Genomic DNA, 15426 nt, shown 5'->3' with positions numbered 1-15426 from the left:
CGTACCGGGCGAGCAGAGCGTCGTCGATCACCGGTCGGCGCCTCCCCGATCCGGCCGGCCAACGACGACGCCCGGATCTCGAGGATCGAGATCCGGGCGTCGCGTGCCCTCCCCGCCGGTCACGGCTCCTGGCCGGGACCGTTCGCCGGTGTCCGGCGTCCGGTTCCGAGGAGGGACCGCACCGCGTCCGCGGCCTCGGGCGGCCGCACCGGGAACGGATCAGCGCAGGATGTCTTCGCGGCCTTCGAAGTCGCGCAGGTCCGAGCGGGTGGGCAGTCCCTCCCAGTCGCCCGAGACGGTCACGGCGAAGGCTCCCGCCTTGGCGGCGGTGGAGAGCCGGCCCCGTGGACCGACGCCGCGCACGAGCTCGCTCAGGTAGCCCGCGGCGAAGGCGTCGCCGGCTCCCACGGGGTCGACCGCCGTCACGACCTCGGCCTCCTGGCGGTAGAGCTCGCCGTCGATGACGGCCACGCTGCCCTCGGCGCCGAGTTTGACCATGACCTGACTCGGCCCGAGGGACGACAACGCGCGCGCGCAGTCGGCAGGCGTGACCTCGTCCACGAGGAGTCGCGCCTCCTCCTGGGTGGAGAACAACACGTCGGCCCGTTCGACGAGCGGGCCGAGGGCGGCCGCGGCGGTGCGCGGATCCCACAGCGCGCTGCGGTAGTTCAGGTCGAGCGAGACGATCACGCCGCCGGCCCGGGCGATCTCGACCGCCGCCGCCACCGCCGCGGCGGGCTCGTCGCCGAGCGCCGGCGTGATGCCGGTGATGTGCAGCACCTTCGCCCCGCGGATCACCGTCTCGTCGATGTCGTCGACGCACAGGTGCGAACCGGCGCTGGCGGAGCGGACATAGGTGACCCGGACCTTGCCCGCGGCTCCGACGGTCTTGATCATCAGCCCGGTGGGCGCGGGGTCACGCACACATGAGCTCGAGACCCCCTCGGCCCGCAGCTCGCGCACGATGACGTCGCCGATCTCGTCGTCGCCGACGCGACCGATCCAGTGCGTGCGCAGGCCCAGCCGGGAGGCGCCGATGGCGAGATTGGTCTCGGCGCCTCCGAAGCCGAGACGCAGCAGCGGCTTGCGCAGCAGCGGACCGGGCTCGGTCGGCGTGAGCAGCCCCATCGCCTCGCCGAGCGTCACAAGGTCGATCGTCATCGGCGTGCCCGTCCCGTCGCGACGGCCTCGAGCACCCGCGCGACGTCGTCGCGCATGCCGCCGGTCTCCCCGGTTCGCAGGGCCTGGCCGGTCAGCGCGCCGCCCAGCCCGACGGCCAGCGCGCCTGCTCCCAGGAAGTCGGCGACGAGGTCGGCGGTGACGCCGCCGGTGGGGATCAGCGGGATGTCCGGGAAGGGCTCGCGCAGACTCCGCAGGTGCGCCACGCCCCCGCTCGAAGCCGGGAACAGCTTGATCGCCGAGGCTCCGAGCCTCCACGCGCGCAGTACCTCGGTCGGAGACCAGGCCCCCACGATGCCGGGGACACCGGCGTCGCGCGCCGTTTCGATGACGTCCTCGCTGACGCAGGGCGAGACGACGAAGTCGGCGCCGGCCGCGAGAGCCGACTCCACCGCGGCGCCGTCGGTGACCGTCCCGGCGCCGATCGCGATGTCGTCGCCGTGGCGTTCACGCAGGTCGCGCAGTGAGTCGAGGCACCCGGGCGTGGTCATCGTGATCTCGACGCACGTGATGCCGCCCTCGACGAGCGCGTCCACCGTGCGCACCACGTGCTCGGGCGAGTGAGAGCGGAGGATGGCGACGACACCGGTGGTGACGATCTGCGTTGGAGTCGCTGTGCGCTCCATTGTCCCGATCATGGGGAACTCCTTTGGGGGATGGGAACGGAGCCGGCAGCGTCGTCCGCCTCGGCGGCGGGGATGACGCGCCACCGGCCGGGGGCGATGCGCGAAGGGGGCGCGCTCTGGCTCACCGGGTCGCCCGGCGCCAGACCGTCGGGGGACGCGGTCACCGTCTCGCACCGAGGCGTCGTGAGATCTCGTTCGCGGCCGCGACCACGAAGGGGGCGAACTCCGGGACCTTCTCCCGGGTGACCCGCTCCACCGGTCCGGAGATGCTGATCCCGCTCAGGCTCGCCCCCGACTGGTCGAAGATCGGCGCGGCCACGCAGCGGATGCCCTCCTCGTTCTCGATGTCGTCGATCGCGTAGCCCCGCTCCCGGATCACGGCGAGTTCCCCACGCAGCCCCTCGGCCGTGGTGATCGTCTGCGGCGTCCGTGCCGGCATCCCGTTCGCGATGACCAGTTCCACGGTCTCGTTCGGCGCGTGGGCGAGCATCGCCTTGCCCAGGCTGGTGCTGTAGGCGGGCTGCTGGTTCCCTATGCGGGAGAACATCCTGACGGGATGCGGGCTGTCGACCTTGTCCACGTACACGATGCTCGGGAAGTCGGCGATCACCAGGTGGGCGGTCTCGTTGGTCTGCGTGGCGAGCTTCTGCAACACGTCCCTCATGTTGCGGTGCAGGTCGACGCCCGCGAGGTAGACCTGGCCGAGCTGCGCGTTGCGCCACCCCAGCCGGTAGTGGCCCGAGGGGAGCTGTTCCACGAAGCGCGCCTCGATGAGCGGCTGGAGCAGCCTGAGCAGTGTGCTCTTGTTCATCGACAGCTCCGTGGAGAGCTCCGCCAGGGAGAAGCCTCCCCCGCCGGTGTCGTGGCCGAGCTGCAGCAGGATGGACAGAGCCCGGCGCAACGACGCCGAGTTGTTGCGCGGCCCCGCGGCCTGATCCGGGTCCTTGGTCATCGCGGGCATCCCTCTCGTCCCAGCGCGTGGCCCTTCCCGGCGCCGGTGCGGCGCTCGCCACGGAGCACGAGGTCGAGCAGAGCACGGCGTTGACGCCCGTTGGAACGGGCCACAACCGTACGTGTGACCACAGGTCAACACTCTCCTCACAACGATTTCAGCACCCTTTCGCCTAGAACTCGACGATTTCCAGGGCGATTACCAGTTCATTGCGATGCCATCCGCATCCTTGACACGACTATGCCCTACGCATAAGCATGATGCAATGCAACTTAGGGGTTTGCATTGCAAAACCCAGGTCGGCGTGCCCTGTACCCCCCTCGCCCGGTCCTCCGACACCGGAGCGCGGCCAGAGGAACGCCGAACCGACCTGAAAGAAGGTTGAGATGACGAAGCATCATGGCCGCGCACTCGCGCTGCGCGCAGCCGTGGTGGCCTGCACGACGGCTGTGGTCGCCACGGGCTGTTCCCAGCCCCGAAGCAGCACCGCCGACGCCGGAGTCACCGTGGCGGAAACGACGGCGCCCACGACGCTCGACCCCCAGGGCTCGGCCTTCTTCGCCGACCGGTTCGCCTGGCAGCTGGCGTACGAGTGCCTGCTCACCACCACCGCCGACGGAAAGGTCGAGCCCGCGCTCGCCTCGGGCTACGAGCGGTCGAAGGACGGTCTCACCTACACGTTCAGCCTCAGGCCCAACGTGAAGTTCCACAACGGCGAGGCGCTGACCGCCGACGACGTCGTCTACACCTTCACCCGCCTGAAGGAAAGCCCCGACGGCATCGACAAGGCGCTGTTCCCGACCCTCGAGGAAACGGTGGCCAAGGACGCCACGACCGTGGAGTTCCACCTCAAGAGCCCGGACGCCGGCTTCGTCAACAACATGGCCAACCCCCTCGTGTGGGGCTGCGCGGTGATGAGCAAGAAGGCCGCCACGACCGGCAACGCCGCCGTCGGCATGGTCGGCACGGGGCCGTGGAAGCAGGAGTCCTACCGCGCCAACAGCGAACTCAAGCTCACGCGGTTCGACGGCTACTGGGGCGACAAGACCAAGTCCGAACGCCTCAACATCCTCTACGTTCCCAATGTGTCGACGCAGGTGAGCAACCTGAAGGCCGACAAGGTCGACCTGATCTTCCCCGACGTCGCCGGAGCGAAGGCGCTGTCGGGCTCGGACAAGCTCACGGTCGACAAGGCTCCGACGGACTCCACGATCTTCCTTCAGGTCAACAACCTCACCAAGCCGTTCGACAACGAGAAGGTCCGTCAGGCGCTCGCCCTGGCGCTCGACCGGGACAGCCTCGCCCAGCAGGCGTACAGCGGCGCGGCCCGGGCCAGCGTCTACATCCCGCCGGGCACCGCGTGGGCCCCCAAGCCCGCGGACCTGCCCAACTCGACGCAGGACATCGAGAAGGCCAAGCAGCTTCTCCGCGAGGCCGGATACCCCGACGGCTTCTCCACGTCGCTGATGTACATCAGCGGCTACGACCCCGGGACCAACAACCTGGTCGCCGCCATGCAGGACCAGCTCGCCAAAGCCGGCATCAAGGTCGAACTGGACCCGCTCGAAGGCGGCGCCTGGGGCGCCAAGCTCACAAAGCCCGACTTCGCCCTGAGCTGGAACGCGCAGTCGTACTACTCCAACCCGTTCCAGTACGTGCAGCCCGCCGAGGGCCGTCAGGGACCCGTCCCCGCCTCCCTGCAGAAGCTGCTCGACGAGGCGCTGAAGGCCGAAAGCCAGGAGGCCTACCAGCAGGCCCTGATCGCCATCGAGAAGGAGGAGGCCCGGACGGTCTACCCGACCATCACCCTGCTCGCGACGGACATGTTCGTCGCCTACAAGAAGGGGATGAGCGGGGTGGCCGTGCCGCCGAGCCAGAGCCGTACGTTCCTGAGCCAGGTCAGCCATGGCTGATGCACCGCCTGTGGACCGTTCCCTGACGGGGGCGGTCCACGCCGCGGCCCTGCCGGGCGATCCCCTGCTGGTCGTCGACGGCCTCTCCGTGCACTACGGAACCTCGAAGGCGTCCAAGGCGGCCGTCGACGACGTCTCCTTCACGATCTCCCGCGGTGACCGGGTGGGACTCGTCGGCGAGTCGGGATCGGGGAAGTCGACCCTCGCCTCCGCCATCCTGCGCATCCTCCCCGCCGCCGCGACCGTCCGGTCCGGGCGGATCGAACTCGGCGGCGAGGACCTGCTGGCCCTCAAGCCCGCGGCGCTGCGCTCCATCCGCAGCACCCGCGTCGCCCGGGTCCCCCAGGATCCCCTGGGCAGCCTCAACCCGGTCTTCACGATCGGCCGCCAGCTCTCCGACGTCGTCACCGCCCACCGCAGAATCGGCCGGCGTGAGCGGACGACCCTCGTCGAGGAGGCGTTGCGCCAGGTGGGCATCGGCGACGCCGCCGTCAAGCGGCGCAGCTACCCGCACGAGCTCTCCGGCGGCATGCGCCAGCGTGTCATGATCGCCATGGCCCTGCTGAACCACCCCGACCTGCTCATCGCCGACGAGCCGACGACGGCCCTCGACGTGACCGTGCAGGCCCAGGTGGTCGAGCTCCTGCGCGAGCGCGTCGACAAGTCCGCCATGACACTGCTGCTCATCTCCCACGACATCGGCGTGATCTCCGAGCTGTGCACCAAGGTCATGGTCATGTACGGCGGGCGCGTCGTGGAGCAGGGAGCGGCGGCCGACGTCCTCGTCCGGCCCTCGCATCCGTACACCCGGTCACTCCTCGACGCCGCGCGGGGAAAGGTGACCGCCTACGCCCCCGATCCCACCGAGGTGGTGTCATGACCGACGACAGGACCCCGCCGACCGCGCAGGGCGACGAACCCGAGATCGTCCTCGACGTCCAGGACGCCGTGCGGCACTACCCCCTTCGCCGCAGAAGCCTGAGGGAGCCCCGCCGTTCCGTGCACGCGGTCGACGGCGTCAGCGTCCGGCTCCGCTCGGGGCGCACCCTGGGGATCGTGGGCGAGTCGGGCTGCGGCAAGTCGACGCTCGGACGGCTGATCACAGGCCTGGAGACACCGACGAGCGGCGCCGTCAGGGTGGGCGCCAACGGGACTCCCGCGGCCGCCGCCTCAGGCCGGGGAACGGTCCAGGCCGTGTTCCAGGACCCGGCGAGCGCGCTCGACCCCCGGATGATGGTGCGCCAGAGCGTCGCCGAGGCGCTGGGCGGGGTCGGCAGGGACGAACGCGACAGGCGCGTCGACGAGGCGATCGCCGCCGTCGGGCTCACTCCCGACTTCGGCTCCCGTTACCCCCACGAGTTGTCGGGCGGCCAGCAGCAGCGCGTGTGCATCGCCCGCGCCATCGTCGGCGAACCCGACCTGATCCTGCTGGACGAGGCGGTGAGCTCGCTCGACGCCTCGCTGCAGGCGCAGATCCTCGACCTGCTCGAACGGCTGCAGCGGGACACCGGCACCGCCTACGTCTTCATCTCGCACGACCTGCGCGCCGTACGTCAGGTCAGCCACTCGGTGGCCGTCATGTATCTGGGCCAGGTCGTGGAACAGGCGCCGGCCGAGGCCTTCGACCGCGGCCTGCTCCATCCCTACGCCGTCGCCCTGCGCTCCACGGAGCCGCGGATCCTCGACGACGGGGTCGAACCCGTCGAGCGCGTCGTGCTCAGAGGCGAGCCGCCGAGCGCCGTCGCCCCACCGGCCGGATGCCGCTTCGCCCCTCGCTGCCCGATCGTCGAGGATCACTGCCGACGTGTCGCGCCCGACCTCGTCGAGGCGACACCCGGCCACCTCGTGCGCTGTCACAGGCCGGGCGACCTCACACTGTCCGGCGTCGCGCGTGCCGACGCGGGCACGCCCGCAGAAGTCTAGGAGAGGCTGTGCTCCTTTATCTTTCGAAGAAGCTGGCGGGGGCCTTCGGCGTCCTGCTCGTCCTCTCCGCGCTGATCTTCTTCGCCGGGCGCGGGCTCGTGCCCGGCAACCTGGCGACCGCCATCGCCGGCGCCAAGGCCTCTCCCGAGACGATCGCGGCGATCACCCACGACCTCGGCCTGGACAAGCCGATCTACCAGCAGTATCTCGACTGGTTGACCGCCGCCTTCCGCGGCGACCTGGGTACCTCGCCGATCTCCAGTCAGGCCAACGTCGACGTGATCGCCCAGCAGACGCCGATCTCCCTCGAGCTCAGCCTGATGGGGCTGCTCATCGCCGTGGTGATCGGCATTCCCGTCGGGGTGATGGCCGCCAGCCGCGCGGGCAGCGGCACGGACTGGGGCATCCGCGTTCCGCTGCTGGTCGTGTTCGCCTTCCCCGCCTTCGTCTCGGGATCGGCGGCGCTGTATCTGGGGACGCAGTACCTGACGAACCTGTACTCGGCCAGCTACATCCCCTTCTCCGAAGACCCCATGGCCAACCTGCAGACGATGCTGCTGCCCGCCCTCGCGGTGGGCGTCCCGACCGCTCCCCTGGTCACCCAGATGACGCGGTCCTCGATGATCGAGGTGCTGTCGCAGCCGTTCATCGCCACGGCGCGCACCAACGGCATCGCCGAGTGGCGGATCACCTACGTGTACGCGCTGCGGGCGGCGCTGCCCCCGGTGCTCACGCTGATCGGTTTCATCTTCGGCCTGCTCGTCGGCGGCCTGTTCATCGTGGAGGAGATCTTCAGTCTGCCCGGTCTGGGCCGCGGCGTGCTCAGCTCGATCTCGAGCCGGGACTTCTCCCAGGTCACCGCCCAAGCGCTCGTGATGGCGGGGGCGTTCATCCTCGGTAACCTGCTCGTCGACCTGGCCCTGCCGTTCGTCGACCGACGCATCCTCCGCAAATAGAGTCAGGAGCCAGCGTGTCCACCATCGCCGAACGACGGCCTCCCTCCCGCGGTGTCCGCCTGCCCCGCCGCTGGCCCGTGCGCGGAGTCGTCGCCAACATCGCGCTCTCCCTCATCCTTCTCTACGTCGTGCTCGCGGTCCTGGGGCCGTACATCACCCCCTTCGCCCCCAACCAGGTCGGCGCGGGCCCGAATCTCTCACCTCCGTCGAGCGACCACTGGTTCGGCACGGACGCCCTCGGACGCGACCAGCTGTCACGGGTGATCACGGCGGTGCGGCCCGCGCTGCTGGCCGCCCTGTACGCGGTGACGTTCGCCCTCGCGATCGGCACCGTGATCGGCATCGCCGCAGGCTTCCTCGGCGGCCTGTGGGACGGCGCCCTGTCGCGCGTCGTGGATCTGCTCTTCGCCATTCCCGAGTATCTCCTGGCCATCCTCGTCATCGCCGTCATGGGCAGCGGCCTGGTCAACGCCTCCCTCGCGATCGGGATCGTCTGCATCCCCCGGTTCGCGCGCATCGCGAGAGGATCCACTCTCTCGATCATGGAACGCAGCTTCATCGACGCCGCCCGGCTGTGCGGGCGGGGACGCCTGTGGATCATGCGCCGTCACATCCTCCCGAACATCGCCTCACCGCTCGTCATCATGACCGCGATCAACCTGTCGACCGCCGAGGCCGCGTACGCGGCCCTGAGCTTCCTCGGGTTCGGCGTCCGGCCCCCCGCGGCCGACTACGGGAGCATGATCTCCGCCTCCCAGCAGTACCTGCTGACCGATCCGTGGGTGGTGGCGTTCCCCGCGATCGCGTTCGTCGTGCTCGTGCTCGCGTTCAACCTGATCGGCGACGTGATGCGCGACCGTCTGGACCCCCGCAGCCGCACCTCCGCCGGCGCGTGAGCCGCTCCTTCCCATCCCCGACCGAGCAGAGGAGACCCTGACCATGCCCGACCACGCCACGACCCTGCGCGAACAGATCGCGCCGATCCTCGAACGGCGACGCGTGCCGGGGGCCGCCGTCGGCGTCACGCACGGGACGGACACGACGCTTCTGGGGTTCGGCGTCACCAACCTCGAGCACGCCCTGCCGGTCGACGGTGACACGATCTTCCAGGTCGGCTCGATCTCGAAGACGCTGCTCGGGCTGATCATCGGACGCCTCGCAGAGCAGGGCCGGGTGTCGCTGGACGCGCCCGTCGCCCCCTACTTCCCCGCCGGCACCGGCGTCGACGAGCGGATCACCCTCCGCCACGTCATCACGCACACCTCCGGAATCGACGCGCAGAACATGATCGCGGACGCTCCGCGCATCCTCCGCGACCACGCCGACGACTCCATCCAGGCGTCCCTGCGGCACTTCGTGCGCCGGCCCCTGCTGTTCGCCCCCGGAACCGACTACTCCTACAGCGGCCCGGGCATCATGGTCGCCGCGGCCGTGGTCGAGAGGGTGACCGGCCGGCACTACGCGGACGTGCTCCAGGAGGAGGTGCTCGACCCCGCGGGCATGACGAACACGTTCACGACGGCCGACCAGGTCATGACACGGCGGGTCGCCGCCCCCCACGACTGCGACCGGGACGGGCGTCCGGTGCTGCTGACCGACAAGGGGTGGCAGCGGCACTGGCAGCTCCCGGGCTGGGACGTGCCCGGCGGCGGCGTGCTCAGCACGGTCCGAGACCTGATGAGGTACGCCGCCTACGTGCGCTCGGCCGCCGCCCCCGCGGGATTGTTCGACGTTCAGGCCCGCCGCGGTCCGATCGGCCGTGACATCGGCCTGGCCTGGTGGCTCGAGGACGTCGCGGGCAGACCCGCGACGCTGCACGACGGGCTGACGATCGGCTACGCCAGCAGGCTCGTCCTCATTCGCTCGGAGGACGTGGCGTTCGTCGTCCTCACGAACTCCCTCCAGGGCGGCGCCGCCGTCAAGGAGATCGAACGCGTGATCGCCCGCACCCTCTTCGGCGAGGTGCCCCGGCGCGCCACCGGCCCGGTCGACGACAGTCTGGGCGCGGCGCTGCTCGGCACCTACGACTGCGGCTTCTACGGCACCGTGACCATCGCGCCCGGCGCGCGGCCCGGCGAGTTGAGGATGGTCGCCAATCCGGTTCCTGCGGACTCCGACCAGTTCACGATCGAGCTGCCCTCCGCCGACCGGCTCGTGGGCTGCGGAGAGGATTCGTTGATCATGTTGGAGCCGGACGGCGAGGAGGGCTCCCGCGTGCCGTTCGTCAGGGAGCCCGACGGGACGGTTTCGGCCCTGCGGATCGGAGAGCGGATCGCCGGCCGGGTCGCCTGAGCCCGAGGCGTCTCCGACGGGGGGACCCGGCCGTCGACGAGACGAAGGACCTTGGCCCCTACCCGCGCGGACGTCCGGGGACTACGTTCGACACATGATTCGCGTGTTCCTGGTGGACGATCACGAGGTGGTGCGGCGGGGCGTGGCCGCGCTGCTGGAGTCCGAGGGCGACATCGAGGTGATCGGCGAGGCCGGCACCGCGGAGTCGGCCGTGGCCCGCATTCCGGCGTTGCGGCCCGACGTCGCGGTGCTGGACGTGCGCCTGCCCGACGGCAGCGGGATCGACGTGTGCCGGGAGGTCCGTTCCAGGACGCCGGAGGTGGCCTGCCTGATGCTGACCTCCTTCGCCGACGACGACGCCCTGTTCACCGCGGTGATGGCGGGCGCGGCCGGGTACGTGCTCAAGCAGATCCACGGCTCGGACCTGGTGGGAGCGGTGCGGACGGTGGCGGGGGGCCAGTCTCTGCTGGACCCGCAGACCACCGCGAGCATGCTGGCGCGGCTGCGCGAGCAGGCCACCCGCAAGAACCCGGTGGAGGCGCTGTCGGAGCAGGAGCGTCACATCCTGGAGCTGATCGGCGAGGGCCTGACCAACCGGCAGATCGGCGAGCGGATGTTCCTGGCCGAGAAGACGGTGAAGAACTACGTGTCGAACCTGCTGTCGAAGCTGAACATGCAGCGCCGCACCCAGGCGGCCGCCTTCGCCGCGCGGTTGAGAGCGGGCCGCCCCGAGTGACTCGGACGGCCGGCCTCGGCCGCCGCCGCACCGCCCGGCGAACCGCCGACGCCGATCACGGCGTCTCTCTCGTCCACGGCCTCGTCCGCCTTCTCGCTCAGGCCCGAGCCCAGCCCTCGCCCGGACGCGCGGACTCGGCCCGCGGCGCGCCCTCCGTCACCGGGACGACCGCGACGGGCCCCGTTCCGTGCCGCAGGAGCGTTCTGGTGACCGAGCCGAGCCTGCCGGACCCGCGTGCTCCGCCGACCACCACCACGCTCGCCTGACCGGCCAGGTCCAGCAGCGCGTCCTTGGGCGGCGCGGTGACGAAACGGGCCCGGACCGGCACCGCCGGATGTCCGGCCTGCCACGGCTCAAGACGCTGGAGCAGGTCCTCCTCGGCGACCTGCGCGGCGACCTCCACATCGGGTACCAGCGGCATCGCCGTGCCCCACGCCGCCGTCCTGACGTGTCCGGCGCGCACCGCCACCAGCTCCAGCCCGCGGACGGCGGCCTCGCCGAAGGCGAAGCCGATCGCCGCGTCGGGCGTGTGGTCGGTGACGCCCAGCACCACGGCCCCGCGGTGGCGCGGCACCGGGATCGGGCCCGGCCCGCGCACGACGACCACCGGACAGCGGGCGTGCGCCGCCGTGTATCCGGCCACCGACCCCACCACGGTCCTGGCCAGCGCGCCCATTCCGCGCGAGCCGACCACGACCAGCTCGGCCCGAGCCGACAGCTCGACCAGCCGCTCGGCGGCGGCGCCCTCGTACAGGTCGCCGGCGGCCCCGGTGATCGCGCTGCGCGAGCGCGCGCAGTCGACGCCGTGGTACAGCACGTGCTCGGCGGCCTTGCGCAGGTGGGACTTGACCTCCTCGTCGGCCTCGCCGTACGGCCACCGCCAGGCGTGCGTCACCGTCAACGGCAGCCTCCTGAGCTCCGCCTCGTCCATCGCCCACTCCAGGGCCTGCATGGAGAAGTCGGAGCCGTCATAGCCGACGACGACGTCAGGGGGTCCGGTCATCGTTCTCACCTCCGTCTCCATCGTCGGCGGCGGACGGGTCGCGGCGGCAGGGCGGAAGGTCCCGCCGGGATGGGACCTTCCGCCTCCGTTCGTCCCGGCTCGGACCCGCGTCGGAACGCGCCGGGCCACGGGTCTTCGCCTGCTGAAGGCGCGGTGAAGTCGAAATGAAACCGCTGTGGGCTTCACTGACCGCAGGCGGCGGTAGCCGTCTGGAACTGGCATCCGGACCCGGAGCGGTGTGTGGGGTTGGACATCTCGGTGGTGGAGGAGCTGGAGAGCATCCGGCAGCCGGACTGGGATCGGCTGGCGACCAGCGACGACTTCTACCTGTCGTACAGGTGGCTGCGGACGCTGGAGGGCGATCCGCGCGTGGGCGACCACTACGTGCTCGCCCACGACGGCGGCACCCTGGTCGGCGCTCTGCCGATCTTCGACATCCGGTTCGAGGGCAGTGCCTTCTACGCGCCGGAACGGCACCACCTGGCCCTCACCGGCGGCGGCCGCTGGCTGCTGGCCGGCGGCCGGCGCGCGTACCACAGCGGGATCCTGCTGCCCGGCGACGAGCCGGACCGCCGGAGGGTGCTCCGGGCGCTGCTGGAAGCCGGGCTGCGGCTGGCCGCCGAACGGGACGCCCGCGGCCTGGTGTGGATGTTCGCGCCGACCCGCGTCGCCGGGGAGCTCCGCGAGGAGGGCGGGACGGCGGCGTTCGACACGGTGGAGGCGTGCCTGACCGCCGACGGGTGGGACGGCTACCTGACCGGCCTCAGCGCCCGGCGGCGGAAGAACACGGTGCGCGAGCGGCGTCGTTTCGAGCAGGTCGGCTACGAACTGGCGGAGCAGCCGTTGGACGACTGCTGGCGGACGCTGGCCGAGCTGGTCGCCAACGTGCAACAGAAGTACGGGCACCGCAGCACCTCGGAGTCGATGCGACGGGTGCTGGCCCCGCAGGCGAGGTTCCTCGACGACGAGAGCGTGACGTTCACCGCGCGCAGGGAGGGCCGGATGGTGGGCGGCGCGCTGCGGTACCGGTTCGGCGACACGCTCTACGCCCGGATGGTCGGTTTCGACTATGCCCGGCTGCTGAACGCCTACGAATACTTCAACCTGGCCTACTACCTGCCCATCCAGTACATGCAGCGGACCGGGCTGCGCCGCCTGCACCTGGGCATCGAGTCGGCGGACGTGAAGGCCGAGCGGGGCGCGCGTCTGCATCCCCTGTGGACGGTGGCGGTGCCGTGCGACGGGTCCGCCCTCGTCCCCGCGGAGCGGACCGCCGCCGAGCGGCGCGGGTGGCAGGACCGGTACGACGACCGGGTGCTGCCGCCCGAGCACTGGGACGTGCCGTGGTGAGCGCCCTGGAGGTACGCGCGGTCGGCCGCTCCTTCCGGACCAGGTCGGGGACCGTCGAGGCGCTGCGCGAGGTGACTTTCTCGGCCGAGGGCGGTGAGGTCCTCGGCCTGCTGGGGCTCAACGGCGCGGGGAAGACCACTCTGATCAAGGTGATCAGCACCCTGCTGCTGCCGACCTCCGGCAGCGTGCGGGTGGACGGGGTGGACGTGGTCACCGGGACCCGGCAGGTGCGGAGCCGGCTGTCCGTCGTGTTCGGCGGGGAACAGGGCCTCTACGGCCGGCTGTCAGGCCGCGACAACGCGCGCTTCTTCGGCACCCTGTCCGGCCTGGACCACCGCCTGCTGGACCGGCGGGCCGCCGAGGTGATCGCCATGGTCGCCCTGGACAAGGTGGCGGACCGGCCGGTGGAGACGTACTCCCGGGGCATGAAACAGCGTCTCCACCTGGCCATCGGGCTGATGGCCGCCCCGAAGCTGCTGATGCTGGACGAGCCCAGCATCGGCCTCGACCCGATCGAGGCGGACCGGCTGCGCCGGGTGATCGGCGAGCTGGCCGCAGGCTCCGCGGGCTATCGCCCGTGCATCCTGCTGACCAGCCATTACCTGCGGGACATCGAGGACCTGGCTGACCGGGTGGCGATCCTGCAGGGCGGCAAGATCACTCATGACCTGCCGCTGAAGGAGCTGCTCCGCCGGGCGGGCTCGGCGGCGGTGGTGACGGTGAGCGTGCGCGGCGACGAGCCGGTGCGGCCGGACGGGGACGCGGAGCGGTCGGGCGTTCGGCTGGTGGACGCCCAGCCTGCCGGAGCCGGCATGTGGACGGCCCGCTACGAGGTGGCCCGGTGGGAGCCCGCGACGCTGACCGAGCTGGCGCGGCGGTGGCCGCACGGTGAGATCGCCGACGTGCGGGTCGAACCGGTGGGCCTGGAACAGGTCTTCCGCGACCTGAGCGAGGGGGCGGGCCGGTGATCGTCCGAGGTCTGCTGGCCAGTGCCCGGGTCCAGCTCAAGGGTGAGAGCCGGATGTCCGGCGTGACGGCCGGCATCGTGCAGCCGGCGGTGTTCATGACCGTCACCATGCTGGCCGCGGGCCAGGCCGCGGCCGGGGCCCGGACCGCGATCGGCTGCGGGCTGCTCGGGCTGTGGGGCGCGATCGTGTGGAAGTTCGGGCTGGTGCTGCTCCAGGAACGGCAGCGGGGCATCCTGCCGGGGATCGTGTCCCGGCCGACCGGACTGGTGGTGGTGCTGGTCGGCAAGAGCCTCGGCGCGGTGCTGCGGTCGACCGCCCTGACCGTGCTGACCGTCGGCGTGGTCGCGGCGCTGGCCGGACGTCCGGTTCACATCGCCGAGCCGGTCACCTTCACGATCACCGCGCTGGCGACGCTGGTCTCGGCCGTCACCCTCGGGCTGCTGCTGTGCTCGGTGTTCCTGCTGGCCCGTTCGGCGGTCCGGATCGCCGAGGCGCTCACCTATCCGGTGTTCATCCTGGGCGGCCTGCTGGTTCCGACGACCGTGCTGCCGGACTGGGCGCAGCGGCTCTCGACGCTGGTCAGCCTGCGCTGGGCGGCCGAGCTGCTGTTCGACGCCGCCGCAGGGCGGGGACAGCAGCCGGGCGACTGGCTGCTGCTGCTGGCGACCTCCGCCTGCTACGCGGTGGTCGCCGCCGTCGGTCTACGTGTCGTGCTGCGGAGGATCCGCGCGGAGGGCACTCTTGAGCTGGTCTGATCTGGCGGCTTTGCGCACCGTCGCGGTCCTGTCGTGGCGCGAGTACCGGGCTGTCTACCCGCTGCGGGTGGTGCTGGCCGGCTCGCTGCCGCGGGCGATCCTGCAGGCGGTGTTCATCGCGTACGTGGGGCTGGTGGCGGCCGGTCCGGCAGGGCGGGACTTCGCGCTGGTCGGCGGGGCCCTGCAGGTGGTCACGCTCGCGACGGTGATCAAGGGCGGCGAGATCCTGCTCGGCGACCGGATCTTCGGCACCCTCCACCGGATGCGGCTGTCTCGGATCCCGCTGCCGGTGGTGGCGGCCGTCCGCTGGTGGGCGTTCGTCGTGGAGGGCGTCGTGGGCGTGCTGGTGGCGGCGACCGGGGCCTGCCTGCTGTTCGACCGGCCCGCGCTGCTGGCGGGCATGTGGGCGGCCTCCGGGCTGGTGCTGCTGGTGGCGCTGTCCACCAGCGCGTTCGGGATGGCCGTCACGGCGGTCACGATGGCGTACCGCACCGACACCTTCATCGCGAACGTCGTCAGCTATCTGCTGCTGGCGCTGACCGGCGCGGTGGCCCCGCTCGACCGGCTGCCGGACGCGCTCGCGGCCCTGGCACACGGGCTGCCGATGACCAACGGCCTGCTGGCCGTGCGTGGCGCGCTCGCGGACGGCCCCTGGTTGGGGCACGCGGCCGCGGAGGCCGCCGTCGGCCTGGGCTGGCTGGCGGCGGCGGCCGTCCTGTTGACCCTGCAGGCCCGGCGGGCCCGGGCACATGACACCGACGAACGGATATGAC

Annotated in this window: 15 protein-coding genes; 11 read left to right on the top strand and 4 right to left on the bottom strand. The window is 71.3% G+C overall.

The genetic code is table 11. From position 1 onward, the window contains the following. Positions 1-219 precede the first annotated feature (219 nt). The 3 genes from PKF00_RS30240 to PKF00_RS30230 all read right to left on the bottom strand — a co-directional run bounded on the left by PKF00_RS30240 (position 220) and on the right by PKF00_RS30230 (position 2757). Complete coding sequence (locus tag PKF00_RS30240) at positions 220-1161, bottom strand: sugar kinase (RefSeq protein WP_271221083.1); 942 nt, start codon at positions 1159-1161, stop codon at positions 220-222. After that, positions 1158-1817, bottom strand: coding sequence for a bifunctional 4-hydroxy-2-oxoglutarate aldolase/2-dehydro-3-deoxy-phosphogluconate aldolase (locus PKF00_RS30235; protein ID WP_271221082.1), 660 nt, complete (start codon positions 1815-1817; stop codon positions 1158-1160). Before PKF00_RS30235 ends, PKF00_RS30240 begins: the two co-directional genes overlap by 4 nt. Positions 1818-1965: 148 nt before the next feature. Next, the gene (locus tag PKF00_RS30230) at positions 1966-2757 is read right to left on the bottom strand and encodes an IclR family transcriptional regulator (RefSeq protein WP_271221081.1); all 792 of its coding nucleotides are present in this window, start codon (positions 2755-2757) and stop codon (positions 1966-1968) included. A 386-nt stretch (positions 2758-3143) separates the two neighbouring features. On the opposite strand from PKF00_RS30230, the gene PKF00_RS30225 reads away from it, so the two are divergent. The 7 genes from PKF00_RS30225 to PKF00_RS30195 all read left to right on the top strand — a co-directional run bounded on the left by PKF00_RS30225 (position 3144) and on the right by PKF00_RS30195 (position 10577). Continuing rightward, a complete protein-coding gene (locus PKF00_RS30225) occupies positions 3144-4670 on the top strand; it encodes an ABC transporter substrate-binding protein (protein ID WP_271221080.1) in 1527 nt (508 codons plus the stop codon). 10 nt (positions 4671-4680) lie between these two features. Continuing rightward, the gene (locus PKF00_RS30220) at positions 4681-5550 is read left to right on the top strand and encodes an ABC transporter ATP-binding protein (RefSeq protein ID WP_271221079.1); all 870 of its coding nucleotides are present in this window, start codon (positions 4681-4683) and stop codon (positions 5548-5550) included. Beyond that, complete coding sequence (locus PKF00_RS30215) at positions 5547-6593, top strand: oligopeptide/dipeptide ABC transporter ATP-binding protein (protein ID WP_271221078.1); 1047 nt, start codon at positions 5547-5549, stop codon at positions 6591-6593. The genes PKF00_RS30220 and PKF00_RS30215 overlap by 4 nt, the downstream gene beginning before the upstream one ends. A gap of 8 nt (positions 6594-6601) precedes the next feature. Continuing rightward, complete coding sequence (locus PKF00_RS30210) at positions 6602-7549, top strand: ABC transporter permease (RefSeq protein ID WP_271221077.1); 948 nt, start codon at positions 6602-6604, stop codon at positions 7547-7549. 14 nt (positions 7550-7563) lie between these two features. Beyond that, positions 7564-8445 carry an ABC transporter permease gene (locus PKF00_RS30205; RefSeq protein ID WP_271221076.1) on the top strand — a complete coding sequence of 294 codons (882 nt, stop codon included), beginning with the start codon at positions 7564-7566 and terminating at the stop codon, positions 8443-8445. A 43-nt stretch (positions 8446-8488) separates the two neighbouring features. Next, on the top strand, positions 8489-9841 hold the full coding sequence (locus PKF00_RS30200) for a serine hydrolase domain-containing protein (RefSeq protein ID WP_271221075.1): 1353 nt from the start codon (positions 8489-8491) through the stop codon (positions 9839-9841). Positions 9842-9935: 94 nt separating this feature from the next. Further along, positions 9936-10577 carry a response regulator transcription factor gene (locus PKF00_RS30195; RefSeq protein ID WP_271221074.1) on the top strand — a complete coding sequence of 214 codons (642 nt, stop codon included), beginning with the start codon at positions 9936-9938 and terminating at the stop codon, positions 10575-10577. A gap of 97 nt (positions 10578-10674) precedes the next feature. On the opposite strand, the gene PKF00_RS30190 is transcribed toward PKF00_RS30195, so the two are convergent. Continuing rightward, the gene (locus tag PKF00_RS30190; RefSeq protein ID WP_271221073.1) at positions 10675-11580 is read right to left on the bottom strand and encodes a universal stress protein; all 906 of its coding nucleotides are present in this window, start codon (positions 11578-11580) and stop codon (positions 10675-10677) included. 240 nt (positions 11581-11820) lie between these two features. Here PKF00_RS30190 and PKF00_RS30185 point away from each other — a divergent pair, with 240 nt between their 5' ends. The 4 genes from PKF00_RS30185 to PKF00_RS30170 are packed head-to-tail and all read left to right on the top strand — an operon-like array spanning position 11821 to position 15425. Further along, positions 11821-12930 (top strand): GNAT family N-acetyltransferase, encoded by a 1110-nt coding sequence (locus tag PKF00_RS30185; protein WP_271221072.1) that lies wholly within the window; start codon positions 11821-11823, stop codon positions 12928-12930. Then, positions 12927-13898 carry an ABC transporter ATP-binding protein gene (locus PKF00_RS30180; RefSeq protein WP_271221071.1) on the top strand — a complete coding sequence of 324 codons (972 nt, stop codon included), beginning with the start codon at positions 12927-12929 and terminating at the stop codon, positions 13896-13898. Before PKF00_RS30185 ends, PKF00_RS30180 begins: the two co-directional genes overlap by 4 nt. After that, positions 13895-14653, top strand: coding sequence for an ABC transporter permease (locus tag PKF00_RS30175; RefSeq protein WP_271221070.1), 759 nt, complete (start codon positions 13895-13897; stop codon positions 14651-14653). The genes PKF00_RS30180 and PKF00_RS30175 overlap by 4 nt, the downstream gene beginning before the upstream one ends. Beyond that, positions 14640-15425: an ABC transporter permease gene (locus PKF00_RS30170; RefSeq protein ID WP_271221069.1), complete on the top strand. Its 786-nt coding sequence runs from the start codon at positions 14640-14642 to the stop codon at positions 15423-15425. The genes PKF00_RS30175 and PKF00_RS30170 overlap by 14 nt, the downstream gene beginning before the upstream one ends. The last annotated feature ends 1 nt before the right edge of the window (position 15426 follow it).

Source organism: Streptosporangium carneum, assembly GCF_027922005.1.
Taxonomy (GTDB): Bacteria; Actinomycetota; Actinomycetes; order Streptosporangiales; family Streptosporangiaceae; genus Streptosporangium; species Streptosporangium carneum.
This window is presented reverse-complemented; position numbering and strand designations above follow the sequence as displayed.

Bases quoted from the DNA above. Each gene is read 5' to 3' on its own strand.
- PKF00_RS30225 (WP_271221080.1), top strand. From the start codon at position 3,144: ATGACGAAGCATCATGGCCGCGCACTCGCGCTGCGCGCAGCCGTGGTG.
- PKF00_RS30195 (WP_271221074.1), top strand. From the start codon at position 9,936: ATGATTCGCGTGTTCCTGGTGGACGATCACGAGGTGGTGCGGCGGGGC.
- PKF00_RS30215 (WP_271221078.1), top strand. From the start codon at position 5,547: ATGACCGACGACAGGACCCCGCCGACCGCGCAGGGCGACGAACCCGAG.
- PKF00_RS30235 (WP_271221082.1), bottom strand. From the start codon at position 1,817: ATGATCGGGACAATGGAGCGCACAGCGACTCCAACGCAGATCGTCACC.
- PKF00_RS30200 (WP_271221075.1), top strand. From the start codon at position 8,489: ATGCCCGACCACGCCACGACCCTGCGCGAACAGATCGCGCCGATCCTC.
- PKF00_RS30190 (WP_271221073.1), bottom strand. From the start codon at position 11,580: ATGACCGGACCCCCTGACGTCGTCGTCGGCTATGACGGCTCCGACTTC.
- PKF00_RS30240 (WP_271221083.1), bottom strand. From the start codon at position 1,161: ATGACGATCGACCTTGTGACGCTCGGCGAGGCGATGGGGCTGCTCACG.
- PKF00_RS30230 (WP_271221081.1), bottom strand. From the start codon at position 2,757: ATGACCAAGGACCCGGATCAGGCCGCGGGGCCGCGCAACAACTCGGCG.